This window comes from Type-E symbiont of Plautia stali (assembly GCF_059731115.1).
In genome coordinates this window covers 138,761-156,879 of sequence record NZ_AP035907.1, presented here as the reverse complement: position 1 = coordinate 156,879, position 18,119 = coordinate 138,761, and the positions used below count along the sequence as shown (strand labels likewise).

The 18,119-nt window shown below is 48.9% G+C and carries 17 protein-coding genes and 1 pseudogene; 10 read left to right on the top strand and 8 right to left on the bottom strand.

Annotated elements, in window-relative coordinates; translation table 11 throughout:
• Positions 1 to 13: 13 nt before the first annotated feature.
• Entirely contained in the window at positions 14 to 733 is a 720-nt protein-coding gene (locus tag AC6I8L_RS20615; protein WP_058960730.1) for a gluconate 2-dehydrogenase subunit 3 family protein, read from the bottom strand.
• 423 nt (positions 734 to 1,156) lie between these two features.
• Here AC6I8L_RS20615 and AC6I8L_RS20610 point away from each other — a divergent pair, with 423 nt between their 5' ends.
• Complete coding sequence (locus AC6I8L_RS20610) at positions 1,157 to 2,176, top strand: LacI family DNA-binding transcriptional regulator (protein ID WP_479414990.1); 1,020 nt, start codon at positions 1,157 to 1,159, stop codon at positions 2,174 to 2,176.
• Here the strand turns inward: AC6I8L_RS20610 and AC6I8L_RS20605 are convergent.
• Positions 2,173 to 3,051, bottom strand: a complete 879-nt coding sequence (locus tag AC6I8L_RS20605) for a LysR family transcriptional regulator (protein WP_058960731.1) — start codon at positions 3,049 to 3,051, stop codon at positions 2,173 to 2,175. The genes AC6I8L_RS20610 and AC6I8L_RS20605 overlap by 4 nt on opposite strands.
• Positions 3,052 to 3,184: 133 nt before the next feature.
• Between AC6I8L_RS20605 and AC6I8L_RS20600 the strand changes: the two genes are divergently transcribed.
• The 3 genes from AC6I8L_RS20600 (at position 3,185) to AC6I8L_RS20590 (ending at position 5,400) form a co-directional block, all read left to right on the top strand.
• Positions 3,185 to 3,808, top strand: coding sequence for a glutathione S-transferase family protein (locus AC6I8L_RS20600; RefSeq protein ID WP_058960785.1), 624 nt, complete (start codon positions 3,185 to 3,187; stop codon positions 3,806 to 3,808).
• Positions 3,809 to 3,828: 20 nt separating this feature from the next.
• Positions 3,829 to 4,599 (top strand): enoyl-CoA hydratase/isomerase family protein, encoded by a 771-nt coding sequence (locus AC6I8L_RS20595; RefSeq protein WP_082678122.1) that lies wholly within the window; start codon positions 3,829 to 3,831, stop codon positions 4,597 to 4,599.
• A gap of 75 nt (positions 4,600 to 4,674) precedes the next feature.
• Positions 4,675 to 5,400, top strand: a complete 726-nt coding sequence (locus AC6I8L_RS20590) for an SDR family oxidoreductase (protein ID WP_058960732.1) — start codon at positions 4,675 to 4,677, stop codon at positions 5,398 to 5,400.
• Between the two features lie 135 nt (positions 5,401 to 5,535).
• Here AC6I8L_RS20590 and AC6I8L_RS20585 read toward each other — a convergent pair whose 3' ends face one another.
• Positions 5,536 to 6,648: an alkene reductase gene (locus AC6I8L_RS20585; RefSeq protein ID WP_058960733.1), complete on the bottom strand. Its 1,113-nt coding sequence runs from the start codon at positions 6,646 to 6,648 to the stop codon at positions 5,536 to 5,538.
• Positions 6,649 to 6,908: 260 nt separating this feature from the next.
• Between AC6I8L_RS20585 and AC6I8L_RS20580 the strand changes: the two genes are divergently transcribed.
• From AC6I8L_RS20580 to AC6I8L_RS20565, 4 genes are all read left to right on the top strand, one after another.
• On the top strand, positions 6,909 to 7,166 hold the full coding sequence (locus AC6I8L_RS20580) for a hypothetical protein (RefSeq protein ID WP_034822590.1): 258 nt from the start codon (positions 6,909 to 6,911) through the stop codon (positions 7,164 to 7,166).
• A 361-nt stretch (positions 7,167 to 7,527) separates the two neighbouring features.
• Positions 7,528 to 9,147 (top strand): inorganic phosphate transporter, encoded by a 1,620-nt coding sequence (locus tag AC6I8L_RS20575; RefSeq protein ID WP_058960734.1) that lies wholly within the window; start codon positions 7,528 to 7,530, stop codon positions 9,145 to 9,147.
• A gap of 25 nt (positions 9,148 to 9,172) precedes the next feature.
• On the top strand, positions 9,173 to 10,081 hold the full coding sequence (gene ppk2 / locus AC6I8L_RS20570) for a polyphosphate kinase 2 (protein ID WP_058960735.1): 909 nt from the start codon (positions 9,173 to 9,175) through the stop codon (positions 10,079 to 10,081).
• Between the two features lie 38 nt (positions 10,082 to 10,119).
• On the top strand, positions 10,120 to 10,386 hold the full coding sequence (locus tag AC6I8L_RS20565) for a DksA/TraR family C4-type zinc finger protein (RefSeq protein WP_058960736.1): 267 nt from the start codon (positions 10,120 to 10,122) through the stop codon (positions 10,384 to 10,386).
• Between the two features lie 127 nt (positions 10,387 to 10,513).
• Here the strand turns inward: AC6I8L_RS20565 and AC6I8L_RS20560 are convergent, their stop codons facing one another.
• Together AC6I8L_RS20560 and AC6I8L_RS20555 are read right to left on the bottom strand one after the other, a co-directional pair.
• Positions 10,514 to 11,011, bottom strand: coding sequence for a hypothetical protein (locus AC6I8L_RS20560; protein WP_058960737.1), 498 nt, complete (start codon positions 11,009 to 11,011; stop codon positions 10,514 to 10,516).
• A gap of 158 nt (positions 11,012 to 11,169) precedes the next feature.
• Positions 11,170 to 11,796 carry a Vat family streptogramin A O-acetyltransferase gene (locus tag AC6I8L_RS20555; protein WP_058960738.1) on the bottom strand — a complete coding sequence of 209 codons (627 nt, stop codon included), beginning with the start codon at positions 11,794 to 11,796 and terminating at the stop codon, positions 11,170 to 11,172.
• A 314-nt stretch (positions 11,797 to 12,110) separates the two neighbouring features.
• Here AC6I8L_RS20555 and AC6I8L_RS20550 point away from each other — a divergent pair, with 314 nt between their 5' ends.
• On the top strand, positions 12,111 to 12,650 hold the full coding sequence (locus tag AC6I8L_RS20550) for a hypothetical protein (RefSeq protein WP_058960739.1): 540 nt from the start codon (positions 12,111 to 12,113) through the stop codon (positions 12,648 to 12,650).
• Positions 12,651 to 12,851: 201 nt separating this feature from the next.
• Here AC6I8L_RS20550 and AC6I8L_RS20545 read toward each other — a convergent pair whose 3' ends face one another.
• Positions 12,852 to 13,592, bottom strand: a complete 741-nt coding sequence (locus tag AC6I8L_RS20545; RefSeq protein WP_498014661.1) for a hypothetical protein — start codon at positions 13,590 to 13,592, stop codon at positions 12,852 to 12,854.
• Positions 13,593 to 13,909: 317 nt separating this feature from the next.
• Here AC6I8L_RS20545 and AC6I8L_RS20540 point away from each other — a divergent pair, with 317 nt between their 5' ends.
• Positions 13,910 to 15,352 carry an IS1182 family transposase gene (locus AC6I8L_RS20540; protein ID WP_058960787.1) on the top strand — a complete coding sequence of 481 codons (1,443 nt, stop codon included), beginning with the start codon at positions 13,910 to 13,912 and terminating at the stop codon, positions 15,350 to 15,352.
• Positions 15,353 to 15,747: 395 nt separating this feature from the next.
• Here AC6I8L_RS20540 and AC6I8L_RS20535 read toward each other — a convergent pair.
• Together AC6I8L_RS20535 and arsH are read right to left on the bottom strand one after the other, a co-directional pair.
• Positions 15,748 to 17,189 (bottom strand): annotated as a pseudogene (locus tag AC6I8L_RS20535) (IS1182 family transposase).
• 195 nt (positions 17,190 to 17,384) lie between these two features.
• Positions 17,385 to 18,083 carry an arsenic resistance NADPH-dependent reductase ArsH gene (gene arsH, locus AC6I8L_RS20530; RefSeq protein WP_058960742.1) on the bottom strand — a complete coding sequence of 233 codons (699 nt, stop codon included), beginning with the start codon at positions 18,081 to 18,083 and terminating at the stop codon, positions 17,385 to 17,387.
• Positions 18,084 to 18,119 lie beyond the last annotated feature (36 nt).

Here is an 18,119-nt window from a genome sequence, read left to right as displayed (position 1 = left end):
CTCAGCAAACAAATTAAAGGGTGTTATCAATCAGGCTGGTAGGAATGATGTTGAGCTTCTGTCCTTTTTTCGGCAGCAGATCGCGGAAGTCGTAGCGAGCGCCAGGGAAGCCAATCATTTTCCAGCTGGTCATGTCTTTGTTGCCCCCGTAAATCGGGTCAGCCAGGAACCCTTCTCGCACGTTCTGCAGCAGCAGCTCAAAGAACACTTTGGTTTCGACCTCTTCCCCCAGATCGAGGCGGTTATTTTCCATCGCCGTCAGAACCTGATCCTGCTGATCGCCGCTCAGTGCGAGGAAGCTTTTGCCGAACTGCTGCTGGATCGCCTTATCCAGTGCGGCAATCCCTAAGCGATAACGTTGCGCCGGAGTGAGCGAGGATTGCGGTCCCTGCTCTGGCGTGCCCTTCACGAATTTGCCAAGGCGATAGATCGCCACTGCGTTTCCGTAATCACCCGCGAGTTGGCGGTCGATAAAGATGGCGCACCCTGCCTCTTTGCCACTCAGGCTGGTTTCATCCGCTGGGATAAACCGTTCAGCGATGGCGCCTACCGTGTCAAATTCATGCTGAGTGAGATATTGCAGCCCCCCTTTTCTCGGCGGTGCGGGCGGCGTTTGGATTTTGCCGGGTTCCCAGGGCTGGCCACCCTTCACCTCATCGGCCTGCGCCAATGTCGGGATCGTGGAAGCCACTCCCAATGCGGTGATGGAAGTGAGAAATTCTCTGCGTTTCATGTTTTCCCTGCTTTCACATTGCAAACCAGGTCAAATAACAGACGTATTTGTGCCTGGCATTGAGCCATATAAATAAGGTTTATTGGATAAATAATGACGCTGCCCGGTGGGCTTTTATTAGATAAATACTGAGGTAAGTTTTTACATTCAAATCACGTAATTAATTAAATATTAACAACGCAGCAAAGAGTAATGACTCCCCCTTCGCTTTGAAAGGTTTTTGTTGATGGTTTCCCATCATTGAAGTTTTTAATAAGCCGGACTGGACGATGTAGAGTGTGGTTTCGTCTCGCAACATTTAACATCTTGCCAGTCACGAAACGTTGCGCATAATACGGGGAAAATAGACGCCAGGCTGTGACCTGATGCGCACTCTGCGTAGTTGAAATAGTGAACATGAATTTTACTGGGGCTCAGAAACAAATGAAAAAACTCACCCTGATTAAAGTGGCTGAACTGGCCGGGGTTGGGATCGCCACGGTTGACCGGGTGCTGAATGAGCGTGGCGGGGTTCGTCCGGAAACGGTACGCAAAGTGTTGCGCGCCGCGCGTCAGGCCGGGTTACAGCGTTTACTGCCGGATGACACGCAGCATCCCTGGCAGATTGAGGTATTCCTGAGCAGTAATGGCACCTGGTTTTTTCAGCAGTTAGCCGATGAATTTGCCAACATTGCCGATCGACTGGGTTATCGTAAAATAAAATTATTTCGTACACTGGTGAGTGAAAACCCACCAGAAAAACTGGCGGAAAAGATAAAAAAAAGCGGTGAGTTGCGCGACGGTATTATTGTTTATGGGCATGACTATCCTGTTATTCATGAAGCCTTATCCTGGTGTAAAGATAAAGGTGTCCCGGTGGTTTCGCTGGTTTCAGACTTACCCAATTCACATCGATTCTGCCATGTTGGAATAAATCAATATCAGGCTGGGCGTACCGCAGGCTTATTAATGAGCCAGACCATGCCCCACAAGGGTGACGTGATCATGGTTAGCGGGCGTTTTGATTTCAGCGCACATATTCAACGTATTTCAGGATTTCGTGATGCCATCACTCAACGCGCGCCCTGGCTACAGTTGCGTGAAGTATTGGCGGGGGAAGATGAACGGCACAAAATCCGAACGCTGCTGAATCACACTTTACAGCGATCAAGTAATGTGGTCGGTTTGTATAACTCTGGCGACAACAACAGCGATATCAGTGCTGTATTGCAGCAACACCAGTTGCTGGGCCGCTGCTGCTACATCACCCACGAATTGTATGATGTGACGAAAGATCTGCTGCAAAGTGGCGCGCTCTCCTACACGCTGGATCAAAACGCCCGTCAGCACGCCGTGCTGGCCACTGACCTGCTGATACGGCATCTGGAACAGGGCTTTGAACCCGATCTGTATCAGGACGGCCGCGTTGAACTGCGCATTGTGACAGCGGAGAATCTGGATTAGTCAGTCATGACGCGTTCAACAAATGCGGCAAACTGACGTGCTTTTGCCGTCGCCATGCGTCCACCAGGAAAAACGGCCCACAGGTCAATATCTGGCAAAGCCCAATCGCTGACCAGACGCTCGACGCTACCGTCAGCTATCTCCTGGGAAAACATCCAATCTGATGCCACCGTGATGCCCATATGCGCCAGCACGGCAGTGCGAATCCCCTCCGCTGCACTGAGATGAAGTCGCCCGTTCAGGACAACATTTTCGACTTCAGCTGCGCGCTTAAACTGCCAGGTATCATTGAGTTGGCTAAAAATCAGCGCTTCATGCTGGCTGAGGTCATGGGGATGCTGCGGATAACCATGGCGCGTCAGATAGTCGGTGGTGGCCAATACAGAACGTCGTGAGGTGGCAATTTTGCGCGCCACCGCGCCGGAATCCTGCAATGTGCCCATGCGCAGGCAAATATCGATCCCTTCGGCAATCAGATCGATGGGGCGATCGTCGAGCCGAATGTCCACCTTGAGTTGCGGGTGCTGCTCCATAAATTGGGCAAGATGTGGAATCACATGTAATCGGGCAAAAGTCGGAGCTGCCGCCACGCGCAGAATACCGGTAAGCCCTTTGTCCGCACCTCGCGCCGCCATCTCCGCTTCATCTGCCTGCTGCAGCGTAATGCGTACACGCTCATAAAATCGCAGCCCTGCTTCAGTGGGCGTGAGTCCATGCGTGGTGCGCAGCAGTAAACGTACATCCAGATGCTTTTCCAACTGGGCGATAGTCTTTGATACCGCCGGTTGCCCGATATCCAAAATGCGCGCTGCTGCCGAAAACGACCCCGCATCAACTACCTGCACATACATCTGCATCGCCTGAAAGCGATCCATGGTATTCCTCCTGGGAATAGCAATTATGGTTTTTGGCCCTCTGCCATTACCAACCGACCTTAGCAGATACTCCTTATCAACAACAGCGGGCAAATGTCACTGCCCAGCTAAACTGTCACTAAGGAGCCGGATGATGTACGAACTTTATGCCTTTGCTACTCCAAACAGTATTAAACCCGCCATCTTGCTGGAAGAGCTCGCACAACCATGGCACCTGCGTGCCGTAAACATCCGCCAGGGTGAACAGCAGGAAGCAGATTTCTTAGAGTTAAATCCGAACGGCAAAGTGCCGGTGCTGGTGGATAGCGACAACGGTGCAGTGCTAAGTGAGTCTGCTGCCATTTTGGTTTACCTGGCCGAAAAGCACGGGAGTTTGTTGCCTGCAAACGGACTGACTCGCGCCAGAGTGTTTGAGCAGCTTTTCTTCCACGCCTCAGGGCTAAGCCCCGCTTATGGACAAGCCGGATTTTTTACCCGCCTGACGAGTGAACCTCAACCATTGGCGCAGCAGCGCTTTAGCACTGAAGCCAATCGAGTCACCAGCCTGCTGGAACGTCAATTAGAAAAAACGGCGTGGCTAGCAGGGGATGAATACACCATCGCGGATATTGCGCATTTCGGCTGGATGTGGCGACGCGAGTTCGCTGGCGTCAGCTTTGAAACGCTTCCCAACCTCAGTCGCTGGTATGCCGCCGTCTCTGCGCGCCCTGCGGTCATGTGTGCCATTACCAAATTAAATGCCTTAATCGAAAACTAATCATTCAAAAGGAAATCACTATGTCTCGCTTCGAAAACTATCGTCACAGCTTTAACAACGCACGCCTTACCCGCTCGCCCACCGGTGTATTGGAAGTGATGTTTCATACTGATGGCGGCTCACTGTTGTTCAATGGGCATACCCACGAAGAGTTTGTTGAACTGTTTCATCAAATTGGCTCCGATCCCGATAATCGCGTGGTGATTCTGACTGGCGCTGGAGAGGCTTTTATGGAGAACATCAGTCCGGAAGGTTTTGATTTCTTCACGCCGCGCGGTTACGACAAAATTTTCCGCGAAGGCAAAAAAGTTCTGATGAATCTGCTGGATATTGAAGTGCCGGTCGTCGCTGCTTTAAACGGACCGGTGCGCCTGCACTCGGAATACGCTTTGCTGGCGGACATCGTGTTGGCCACGCCCGATACTGTTTTCCAGGACAAACCCCATTTCGACTTTGGCATCGTCCCAGGGGATGGCGTGAACCTGTTGTGGCCAGAAGTCATCGGTAGCATTCGTGGCCGCTATTTCCTGTTAACGCGTCAGGAATTGGACGCTGAAACCGCCAAAGGTTGGGGTGTGGTGAATGAAATTCTGCCACGCGATACCTTGCTGACACGGGCTCATGAGCTGGCAGAATCGCTCGCGGCGTTACCTCCACTCACCAGCCGCTATACACGCATCGCGCTGACGCAAAAACTGCGGCGCATCATTGATGAAGGTGCGGGGTACGGCCTGGCATTGGAAGGCATTAGTGCAGCCGATGTCGCTCTGCAAGCAGCTTCAGCCTCATAAATCACCTTTAACCGTTTTATCCTCTCCGGCGCAGACATCTGCGCCGGTTTTTGTCGTTCAACGCAGGAGTAAAATATGCAACCGCAAAGAACATTTTTGATTACCGGTGCCAGCAAAGGGATTGGCCTGGCTTTATCCCAGCGTCTGGCTGATGCAGGCCATCTCGTGATCGGTATTGCACGACATCAGCCTGAGCAAAGCTTCCCGGGACATTTTGTCTCACTCGACCTCGCAGATACGCTCGCAACAAAACAGAAGCTGGAGCAAATCAATGCGGAGTTCGATGTAGATGGCATCATTAACAATGTCGGTTTAGTAAGTCCGCAATGGTTACCCGAAGTCTCGACGGCAACGCTGGATGAAGTATTACGCGTCAACTTGCATCCTGCCCTATTAGCAGTGCAAACCGCCTTACCCGGTATGCAAGCCCGTGGCTGGGGAAGAGTCATCAATATTGCTAGCCTGACGGTCCTCGGCGTTCCGCAGCGCACGTCCTATGCTGCTGCAAAGGCAGCTTTGATCAGCTTTACACGTAGCTGGGCGCTGGAACTGGCGACTCAGGGGATTACCGTAAACGCTGTTGCCCCCGGCCCGACAGAGACAGAACTGTTTCGAGCTAGCAACGCACCAGGCAGTGAGGGTGAACAACGTTATCTGGATAGCGTACCCATGAAGCGTTTTGGCATACCAGAGGAGATTGCCGCCACTATCCAGTTCCTGTTATCTGAGGACGCGGGCTTTATGACCGGACAAACACTGTATGTTGATGGCGGTGCTTCTGTAGGGGTTTCTCAGATTTAAGGCGTATAAGCCAGTGCGGAACCGCACTGGCTTGATAGTGATTTTAGAGCCTGGAGAAAGGTGATTGAGGCGGGCGTTTATTGATCGAGGCAAAAGCGGCCAGACGGCCGCTCTTCTAAGGATTAACTCGCGTTGCTACTGCGCATAGGCAGGAAAATCCGTATAGCCTTTAGCATCTCCACCGAAAAATGCGTCACGCTGATAGTGAGCTAACGGATAGCCATGTTGGATCCTTGCAGGTAAATCGGGATTCGAGGTAAACAAACGACCAAATGCGATCAAGTCTGCCTCACCCGCTTCGAGCATTTTCTCCCCCGCCTCAGGTTTAAAGCCTCCCGCCGCGATAAGGGTGCCATGGTAAAACTCGCGCAGATGTCGGCTGGCTACCGGTTCCTCATAATGCCCGCCTTCCCTGTCTTCCGGTCCGACAATGCGCGGCTCAATAATGTGCAGATACGCCAGCGCCATATCATTGAGCTTGTCGGCCAAATAGCTGAACGTCGCTGCCGGGTCACTATCATGCATATCACCATAAATGCCACTTGGAGAAATTCGGACGCCAACCCGTCCCGGCCCATGCACTTCCGTCAGAGCTGCCACCACCTCCAGTAAAAACCGCGCTCGATTAGCCAGGCTTCCACCCCAGCTGTCCTGACGTTTATTGCTGCCATCCAGCAAAAATTGTTCCGGTAAATACCCGTTAGCAGCATGCAGCTCAACTCCGTCAAAACCCGCCGACTTTGCCCTTATCGCAGCCTGTCGATACGCTTCAATAAGTTGTGGAATTTCTTCTTCTTGCAATTCACGTGGTTCAGGGAACAACTTTCCTTCATAAATACCATCGGCATTCTTGCCCACGCCGTAGGTCTCTCGCGCAGTCAAAGCCGAAGGTGCAACCGGCTGGTAACCTTCTGACAGTTCTGGCAATGACTGACGCCCTGGGTGCCACAATTGCAGCACTATCTGACCGCCCTGCTTATGCACCGCATCAACCACCTGCTTCCATCCCGCCTGTTGAGCGTCATTGAAAATGCCCGGCGCATCGGCATAGGCATTCGCATGGGGCGAAATCGCGGTGGCTTCCGCAATCAGCAACCCACCGGGACTGGTGCGCTGTCGATAATACTCAACCATCAACTGACCCGGCACGCCGCCATTTTCACTGCGCATACGGGTTGTCGGTGCCATCACGACACGATGCTGAAGACGTAATTGTCCGGCGGTAATAGGCGTAAATAGTGTGTTCATTTGTCGCTCTCTCATTGAATGATGGGAGCAGCATAAACAGGCCCATACCCGGCAGAAATACGTCCAGCCGCATAACCGCTATGCTATGGAGGAATGGGCTTGATATTAAATGCCCCGCAATACACTTAAAGCGATTAAGGAAATTATCGGATAAGCGAACCGCAACAATTAAATATTCACTTGTACAGCATGATTATTCTGCACATAAAGGACAGAGCGGTTTACACTGGCAGGCCACCATTCAGGAAGAAGAGGTCATTGTGCTGTCGAAGATCCCCGATTATGAAACCGATCGCGAAGGCTATCTGGAGTTCATGACCCGCAGTAACGCGCTGCGCATGGAGCTACTGATTTTGTCGGAAAAGTTTGTTGAGGTGCACGGCTCTTATGAAGCGGGCATGGCGGAACTCGGAGAATGGCTACTCAACTATGCGGATAATGCCATGATTCAGAAGTTAAGTTCCGGCCCCATCAGCAAAGAATGGTTGTTTGATGAGTTGAAAAGACGCCACAAATAGTCGTCTGGTTCTATAAGTTAACGCCAACATTAACGCAGGGTCTTCAAGCTTAGATCTCATTAGCACGGTAATGATCTCCCGCTGAAAATATAATCTATAGTAATCAGTCAAATCATAATGTGACAAATTTATGGCAGAAATAAAACTCAAACTGGTGAATTCACCACTGAGGAATAACCACGCAACAAATTGTTTTTAATGATAAAAAAAGAAAATATCGATTTTATTGCATCCCAAAAATTTCATTTATATGACTAAATTTTGACAGTTCTGTCATAAAACTTTCATAAATTTTCTATATGTTAGCCGCACATATCGTTGTGCTTATGCTGCTTTAGCGATCTATAGGAAATTTTCACTAATGAGTGATTACGTTACGCCTCAAACTTTACATGTTGCCGCTTCACCGCTGTCTTCCGCGATTCAACTCCCTGCAAAAAACAGTAAGAAACCGCTTTTCCTGTTCGGCATGGTTTTACTCGCCGGCATTCTCTTTGCAGGAACGCAATTAGTCGGAGATATACAGCAAACCGGGGTCACATTTAGCAGTGCACTGCCATTAATGCTGCTTGGTTTTGCCTTATTAGCGGCATTAGGTTTCGAGTTCGTCAATGGTTTTCACGACACGGCCAACGCCGTGGCTACCGTCATTTATACCCGCTCACTCTCTCCGACCGTGGCGGTGGTGTGGTCAGGAATTTTCAATTTCCTTGGTGTTTTATGCTCTTCTGGCGCGGTGGCTTTCGGCATCATCTCCCTGTTGCCGATTGAACTCATTATGCAAACCGGCAGCAGCGAAAGCTTTGTGATGATCTACGCCCTGCTGTTCTCGGCGATTATCTGGAACCTCGCCACCTGGTGGTTGGGCCTGCCCGCCTCCTCATCGCACACCTTAATTGGTTCCATTATTGGCGTGGGCATCGCCAATGCCGTGATGCACGGGCGTAGCGCCATGAGCGGCGTAAACTGGGGACAGGCATTAAACATCGGCAATGCGCTGATCCTGTCACCGATTGTTGGCTTCGTCTGTGCTGCACTATTGCTGGTGTTGATGAAGCGCGTGGTGAAAAAGCCAGAGTTGTATGCCACCAGCAAACACGAATGTGCGCCACCGATGTGGATCCGCGGTTTGATGGTGCTGTCCTGCACCGGCGTCTCCTTTGCACATGGCTCGAATGATGGCCAAAAAGGCATGGGGCTGATGATGCTGATTCTGGTGGCTGCCCTGCCCGTAACCTATTCTCTCAATCGTTCCGTGCCCCAGTCCGATATTCCACATCTGATCACACTGACCGAAAGCAGCCAGTCACAACTGCTGCAGTTCAGCAACACACCCACTCCTGCTCAGCCTGATGATGTATTAGCGACTTATCTGCGCACTGGCCAACGCGATACGAAGGTGGTCGCCGCGCTGGCGCAGGTCAGTGGCAACATTGGCGCCACGCTAAAGCAATATGGCGCGTTGCAGGCTATCCCGGCCGAGCAGAAACCAGCCGTGCGTAATGAGATGTATCTGGCAGCTGAAACCATCAAACGTCTGCAAGCCGATCACTCGCTGATTTTGCCGTCTGCCACCCAGCAAAATCTGCAGGCGCTGAAAAACGCGCTGAACGGTGCAACGCAATTTATCCCGACCTGGGTCAAAGTCGCGGTGGCACTGGCTTTGGGATTAGGCACCATGGTGGGCTGGCGCCGCATTGTCACCACGCTGGGTGAGAAGATCGGCAAAAGCCAGCTTAACTATGCGCAAGGCATCAGTGCGCAGATGGTGGCGATGGGCACCATTGGCGCGGCGGATGCCTTTGGTCTTCCGGTCTCAACCACACACGTGCTCTCCTCAGGGATTGCGGGCACCATGGCCGCCAATCGCAGCGGCTTACAGTTCGGTACGCTGCGCAATATGGTACTGGCCTGGGTGCTCACCTTGCCTGCCGCCGCACTGCTCTCTGCCGCCCTCTACTGGATCATGACTTCACTGTAACGCTCGCTTCGACAGGGATAAGACGATGTCTGCACACGAAATAAATAACAACAATATGTTTGATGCGCGCTTTTTACAGGAATTCTATGACAGCTATGACGAATCGCTGGAGATGGAGTTAGCGGATTTTGGTCTGGCGGCCAATAACGATCCGCAAGAGATGGCGTGGCGTCGCCGCTATTTTATGGAGCTGCTGCATCTTCAGGGCGAATTAGTGAAGCTGCAAAACTGGGTGATCCGCACCGGCCATCGACTGGTGGTGATTTTTGAAGGCCGCGACGCGGCAGGCAAAGGCGGCGTGATTAAACGTATCATGCAGCGACTCAATCCGCGCTATTGCCGCGTGGCGGCACTGCCCGCGCCAAATGAACGTGAGTGCACGCAGTGGTATTTTCAACGTTACGTCTCTCATCTGCCGTCAGCGGGCGAGATCGTCTTGTTCGACCGTAGCTGGTACAACCGCGCGGGCGTCGAAAAGGTGATGGGATTTTGCAGCGATGCGGAGTACGAGGAGTTCTTCCACAGCACGCCAGAGTTTGAACGCATGCTGGTGCGCAGCGGCATTCAGATCGTGAAATACTGGATCTCCATCACCGATGAAGAGCAGGAAATGCGCTTCCTTAGCCGCATTCATGATCCGCTGAAGCAGTGGAAGCTGAGTCCGATGGATTTGGAAAGCCGTCGCCGCTGGGAGGATTACACCGCCGCCAAAGAGATGATGCTGGAGCGCACCAATATTTCTGAGGCGCCATGGTGGGTGGTGCAAGGCGTTGATAAGAAGAAAGCGCGTCTGAACTGCATTTCTCACCTGCTGCAACAGGTGCCGTATGAAGCCGCAGAAGGCGAGCAGATTTCATTACCTTCCCGCATTCATCATGAAAATTATGCCCGTCATCCGGTGCCTGAGAGCATGATCGTGCCTGATAGCTACTGAACTATACTTTGACCAGTCGATGAAAATCAGGAGGAATTATGGCAGGCGGCTGGTCTGAAGATGGTGCAGTGCAAAAGCAGATTGATGCGACCGTGGATGACGCGATTGCGCGCGCCAGGAGCCACCTCAACCAGGGCGAAAGTGCAGAGTATTGCGACGAGTGCGGGGAACCGATTCCCGAAGCGCGTCGCAGCGCGTTGCCTGGGGTGCGTTACTGCGTGAAGTGCCAAAGTGCGTTAGATAAAAAAGAAGCCAGCCACAGCGGGTATAACCGCCGTGGCAGCAAAGATAGCCAGTTGCGGTAGATGAGTCGCAATCCCTTCAGGACGCCACCGTGATATGCGCTGTGGCAGCAGCGAACAGCATGAGTGACTTTTTAAACTCAGTATCACTACTTGCATGTGAACTCATGAAGGCATTTAACGAGGATTGTTAATCCGGCTGAGTTTTGCTGTTCCAGCCAAAATTATCAGCGCAGGGAGCTAACCATTGACGGATTCTGGCATTCCGCGCCAGCGTTTCGGGTTCGATCAGGCACGCGCCGAAATTGGCATGACGCAGAAAGTTGATCTCCAGACACGTCTCTAGTTGCCCAATCAGCTGGGGAAAATCCATAAGGCAGGCCAGTCGAGGCCACTTGATTAACTTGCGATAGCGCAGTTGCGCCGACTGAATGCGTAAGTCGTCATCAGGACGCCACTGAACATTGAACAGCTGGTCATGACGTGATAAATCGACCAGCCAGTTCCCGCTCGATGGGATGCGCAATTCCAGCTTAAGACTCTCAGGTCGCAGTTTGTTGCGCTTATAGAACCAGTGCTCAGGCGGTTCGTTCGTGAGGACGATACCACACACACTGTATGACACTTCTTCAATACCCAGACTGGCAAACCATTCAGCGACTTCGGGTTGGGTAGGATGGTCGAACATATTGGCTACGCTCCTGAGTCAATGTGAGACAACGCAAGAGCCTATCGTTGAAAACACTGTTTTTAAATCCTTTATTTCGCTGCCTGGTAGCAAGTGCGGACGATGATCCGATAGCGCACCTAAAGTTTAATCTTCGGTATTCCTGCAGAGAAGGACCGTTAATTACGCAATTTTTCAATATCATTGGACATTATTGCCGTGATATTTTTGGTGATCTTTTCAACCGGCCAGTTCCACCACGCCAGCTTTTCCAGTGTCGCTATAGTTTCCTCTGGGAAGCGTTTCTTAATAATTTTTGCAGGGTTGCCACCCGCAATCGTATAGGCAGGCACATCGGAGGTGACGACCGAACGTGATGAAATAATCGCGCCATTACCGATTTTCACACCTGGCATAATCAGAGCGTCAAAGCCGATCCATACATCGTTGCCAATCACAGTGTCGCCTATGTAAGGTAAATCACCCGCTTGTGGCATGGCGTTTTCCCATCCGTTTCCGAAAATATAAAACGGGAAAGTAGAGAAGCCAGAAAGTTTATGATTTGCCCCATTCATTATGAATTGAACGCCTTTAGCAATGGCGCAAAACTTACCAATGATCAGCTTGTCTCCTATAAAAGGAAAATGATAGAGAACATTACGCTCGAAGTTTTCTGAGTCCTCTGGATCATCGTAATAAGTAAAATCACCCACGATGATGTTAGGGTTTTTTATCGTATTTTTGATAAAGCAAACCTGTGGGAATCCCTCCATTGGATGTGTATTGGATGGATCTGGTCCGTGCATAATTCCTCCTGATAAAAATAGTTTGTTGCTTGAAGGCTACCATATCACGATAAGGTTAATGCTTTAATTATGAGCGTTCTTTTGCGCATTGCACTCCCCTCTGTTTGTTCTAAGCAGACAGTTCACGTCCTGAGAGCCGCTAAGTGCAAGGAGCAGACGTTAACGTACTATGACAATTTAAGGATAATTAGGGGTGATCTAAGCTGCTGATATAACCTTTCAACAGAATACCAGGTGCTTCGAAATGGGCTTTTTAGTAATATGCCAATCAGATGACCAATAAAGATGTCTCTGAATGCTCAAGGATTAAAACAATGCCACTGCCGGAAAGGATGAAACCTACCAAAGTCAGTAGTAAAAAAATTAGTGAACTAGCAAAAAAAGCTGAAATGATAATTTCCAAAATTGATGAAGGTGCAGAACAGGACGATGCTGATCTGGCGGCTATGATGGTCGAATGGAATAACCAGGTTGTGCACCCCTATACATTTTCTGATTTCAGAGACTTCTCCTCCTGGACCAATGCCAGAGGATTTACCAGGATGGCTTTTAATCTGGATAAATTTTACCCTGACTTTACGTGGGAAGAATTGCTTCAAACAATAACATTCATCTGTGTCTGCGAGGGCAAGGAGTCCGAGCAAAACTTCGCACTTTCATTACTTGAATGTAATTTTGCAGGTAATCCATCTGACCTAATCTTCTGGCCGGATAATTGGTTCCAGAATCCTGAAATGTTAAATGCTAACCTAAGTGTCGAGGAGATTGCCGGGTATTTAATGGCCCGCTCAGGGCGGAATTTAACGGATACGCCTGATATAGAGTTGAAATATTCAATGCCGGATGATAATTGATTTTTGCATTGCCGCTACACCTGCATTTCCCTGGCTGTATTTTTGAAAATGGTTGCAGGACAGCGTCCGCTTTTCGCTCACAGTAGCCCTTCGCTTATGCCCTTAGCCAGTTCCATGTCACCCGTGGAAGTTTCTTGCTTATTTTAATGGTGATTTACAGAAGCTATTCCGCTGGGGCTAAAAGGCCGGTATCAATTTCTGTTATGCAGACCTGATAATTTTTTTGGATATTTCACCGCTCAAGACCAAGTCATCGTGTGTTGAAATAAGCCATAATTCTCTGAGTTCATCTTCCCATAGCGTTTCATTATAAAAACGATTGAGGATCTCAGAAAGCTCTATTGTTTCAGGCTGATTGAGATGATCTGTCAGGTTAAAATAACCTACAAGGAAAAACTCTGTTTGCTTAAGCCCAAGCAGTGACTGGATCTCACCGAATATATGCCCCGAACCGGTCGCTTCGGGATACACTTTTAGATAAAGTCTTCCAGTATTGACTGGCCCCATAAAAATCCCGCCAAGCTTGTATTTTTTTACTGGTTGTGTATCCATAAATGTCTGAAGTGATTCAATGGCAAGTTCTATGCAATTATCGTTCAACCCGCTACTGATTGTCGCATGTAACAGGTTTTTCCTTTTTTCCAGCAAGTCCCAGACTATCTTATTTGTAAACGATGCGTTGCGAAGAGCCTTCTCAATCTCGATAAACGTTGTTGTTTGGCGCAGGCGTTCATCACTAACGGGCAGTATTATAGAATGCCGTTGGGTATTATACGTCCCCATACAGTAGTCTTCATCACTGGTTATGACATCTGGATGGGACGAGTTAACCAATGGGAGGTGAGCGCGGCGGTAATTTTTGTCTAAAACAAGTTCGTCCCCGACTGAATAAAACTGATGTGAACTGCCATATCCCAAAATTTTATCGTCAGTAAAAATCATCTCAGTGCTCCTTTTCTGCAAATGATAGTTAGAACTGTGGTAACTATAAAAGGATAGTCAGTTGGCCTAAAGGACTTAAAGACCTACTCAGAAATAAGCTAACAGGATATTGTTACAGACGTGTTCTGCCCCTCCGTTGATTCAAATAGAGTGCTGTCATAAATGTCTGCAGATCGCTCAGGCTGTGTGAAAACTCCTGATCACCTTTTGGTCTAAGCGATGGTTTCATATGATCAACCATTCTTGATAAACCCATGCGACGGACTGACTTTTTCATTAAAATTAAAAACATACAAATGAATAATGCGGATACCTACATGGCCAATCACATTCAAGGACAAGGCAGGCTTCAGGTGACATTGCTCCCTGATGCACTGGATGATTTTGTCACTGAAGATAACCCCGTCAGAGTGGTTGATATCTTTGTTGATGGACTAAAGCTCGATTCTCTTGGTTTCAGAAGAGTTGATGCAAAGCGAACCGGACGGCCCGGATATCACCCTGCCACCCGACTGAAGTTGTACATTTACGGATATCTCAACCGAATTCAGTCCTCCCGTAGACTGGAAAAAGAGGCCCATCGGAACGTTGAACTGATGTGGTTACTTGAACGATTAACGCCTGATTTCAAAACCATTGCAGACTTCAGAAAAGATAACGGTGAAGGTATCAGGAATGCCTGTCGGGCTTTTATTGGCCTGTGTCGGCAAATGCAAATGTTCACTGATGTCGTTGTAGCCATCGACGGTAGCAAATTTAAAGCAGTTAACAGCAAACCTAATAACTTCACATCCCAGAAAGCCAAAGACCATATTGAGCGCGTTGAGCAAAGTATTACTTATTGTTTAAATAAGCTGGATGAAGCCGACAAGAATGCTGAGCCCGATGCAAACGATAAGTTAACAGCCACTAAACTGGCCTGGCTAAAAAAGCGTTTACGTGAGCTTCAGGAGATCCAAGAAGCCGTCGCACAACAGCCAGATAAACAACTCTCTTTAACCGACCCTGACTCCCGGTTGATGAAAACAAATAATATGAATCGGCAAGTTTGCTACAACGTTCAGACAGCTGTGGATACGAAGAAACATTTGATTGTTGCGCATGAAGTCACCAACACAACAGATAACGGGCAACTTGGTTTGGTAGCAACACTGGCTCAGAAAGCTGTTGGCCGGAAGGACATAACAGTACTTGCCGACAAAGGGTATTACAGTCGCAGCGATATTAAAACGGTTCTGGATAGCGGAGCCGTGGCGTTAGTGCCAAAAGGAGATACCTCTGGCGTTGAACGTAAGGGGCTCTATAATCGCTCAATGTTCAGATATAACAGGGAAAAAGATGTTTATGTATGCCCAATGGGTAATGAGCTTCAGAATCGATTTACATCAATAGAGGACGGACTGGAGCAACAGTTGTACTTTAACAATATTGCCTGTCGCGATTGCAGTCAGCGGTCAAGATGCACCACATCAAAACGCGATCCAAGGCGTATACGGCGTTGGGTTCATGAAGCTGAAATGGAAGAAATGCATGCGAGGCTTGAGTCATTTCCGCAGGCGGTAGTCATGCGAAAGCAAACGGTAGAACATCCGTTTGGGACAATTAAAATGTGGATGGGTGCAACGCACTTTCTGATGCGGAAATTTAAAAATGTCAGTACGGAAATGAGTCTACATATATTGGCTTATAACCTGAAAAGGATGATATCGATATGGGTTACTACAGGATTGATATTTCAGCTTCAGGAACAATACGGCTAACGGTTCCGGCCGTTTTATCCTCCAGTAACAAATATCAGGCTCTTTCCCGCAATAAAAAATTCTGACACACCCGAATTAAATCACAGATTACCTCGTCAACTTAAAAAGCTTTCTCAAAACACAGATGAGAAATATTGTTAGGCTACTTAAAGATATGAGTTTTCACACAGCCTGCGCTCGGAGCGGACATTAGCTGTTGTGGATGTCTGCTATGCGCCCAGGCTGTGTATAAACTCGGTTTTTGCAGTATCTGAGGACTAACACTAGCCGGGGATGCAAGATATTCCTGATATGGACCGTACTCGCAGTGATTTGTATGTAGAGGAAAATCGAGGCTTTGTGCTGGAAATTGAGTGCTAATGACCTGTTATTAGGAGTTAAAGCGGCCACTGCCGCTAGTTACATCGTTCTCGCAGCATAATGGCCAGTCCTTCGGTACCCCAGATGGACATCATCCTTTTCAGGTTATAAGCCAGTACATGCAGACTGATTTCTGTGCTGACGTTTTTAAACCTTTGCGTCAGGAAGTGAGTCGCTCCCATCCACATTTTAATTGTCCCGAACGGATGCTCTACCGTTTGCTTTCGCACGACAGCTGCTTGTGGCGATGCATTAAGCCTGGCTTGCATGTCTTCCATTTCTGCTTCATGAACCCAGCGCCTTATCCGTCTTGGATCGCGTTTTGATGTGGTGCATCTTGACCGCTGACTGCAATCGCGACAGGCAATATTATTAAAGTACATTTGCTGTTCTAAACCATCCTCAACCATAGTAAATCGGTTCTGAAGCTCGTTACCCATCGGGCAAATATAAATATCTTTTTCCTGGTCATATTTGAACAATGAACGATTGAAAAGACCTTTACGGTCAGCGCCAGAGGTATCGCCTTTTGGCACTAAGGCTACGGCACCTAAGTCCTGCGTTGCTTTAATATCTCCCCGGCTGTAATAACCTTTATCAGCCAGTACGGTAATATCCGTTTTGCCAACAGCGTTCTGCGCTAATTTTGTCACCGATGTTAGCTGCCCACGGTCTGGTGTATTCGTTACTTCATGCGCAACAATCAGGTGATATTTAGCATCAACAGCAGTCTGAACGTTATAACTAACTTGGCGGTTAACATTGCTTATCTTCATTAGCCGGGAATCAGGATCTGACAGTGACAGCTGCTTATCAGGGTGCTGCATAACAGCATGCTGGATTTTCTTGAGTTCTTTCAGTCGTTTTTGGAGCCATGCCAGTTTTTCAGCGGTTGAACCTGCACTTTTATCGGGCTCCACAGCCTTGTCAGCTTCATCGAGTTTATTCAGGTAAAGAGCGATACTTTGCTCAACCCTTTCGATGTGGCCTTTTGTTTTCTGGGGCGTGAAGTTGTTCGATTTGCTGTTTACCGCCTTGAACTTACTACCGTCAATGGCAACCACTACATCGGTGAACATCTGCATCTGCCGACACAGATCAATGAAAGCCCGACAAGCATTTTTGATGCCTTTACCATTGTTTTTCTGAAGTCTGCAATGGTTTTATAATCAGGCGTTAATCGTTCAAGTAACCACATTAATTCAACGTTGCGATGGGCTTCTTTTTCTAACCTGCGGGATGACTGAATTCGGTTGAGATATCCATAAATGTACAGCTTCAGCATGGTTGCGGGGTGATATCCAGGCCGCCCGGTTTGTTTTGCATTAACGCGCTCGAAGCCAAGTGCATCAAGTTGTAATTCATCAACAAAGACATCAATAACCCTGACAGCGTTGTCTTCTGTGACAAAATCATCAAGCACTTCAGGGAGCAACGTCACCTGATATCTGCCTTGGCCTTTAATATGATGAGTCATACCTGCGCCTGCAATATTTAATCGTATGATTATAATTTTATTAAATAAAGTAGGCTGCTGCATGGGTTTATCAAGAATGGTTGATCATATTAAGCCACTGCTTAGACCAAAACGTGATCAGCAGTTTTCACACAGCCTGTGCCAAAAGCGGACGTTATTGAGTTCACTCAGGATGGGTTTACAATACAAGGAACTCTATATTTTCACCTGATTGACGCGGGCTGACAGTTCCTGGTGGCTTTCCTTGCGTTCGCTGTAACGATCGGCAAGGTACTTCGTATGACCTTTCAGCAGCAGCGTGATTTTGAACAGCTCTTCTGCCACATCCACAATGCGGTCATACCAGGATGATGGTTTCATTCGCCCGTTTTCATCAAATTCCTGCCAGGCTTTCGCCACGGAGGACTGATTCGGGATGGTGAACATGCGCATCCAGCGTCCCAGAATGCGCATCTGATTGACGGCATTGAAGGACTGAGAACCGCCACATACCTGCATGACCGCCAGCGTTTTTCCCAGGGAAGGACGAACAGCGCCCTCCGACAAAGGGATCCAGTCAATTTGCGCCTTCATTATTGCGCTCATCGCCCCGTGACGCTCCGGAGAACTCCAGACCATGCCATCACACCATCTCACCAGTTCACGTAGCTCCGTCACTTTAGGGTGAGTTTCTGGTGCATCATCAGGCAGAGGCAAGCCGGACGGGTTAAACGTTTTGACCTCTGCACCCATAGCAATAAGCAATCGACCCGCTTCCTCGGCAGCAAAACGGCTGAATGAACGTTCACGTACTGACCCATACAGACTCAGAATACGTGGTGGTGTCGGATGCTGAAGCCGCTCAGCGATCTGCCTGTCGAAACACTCAGCATTCAGGGCTGGAAACTGATCCATTTTTTCTTCCTCTCTAAAATCGATAATGTTCAAACA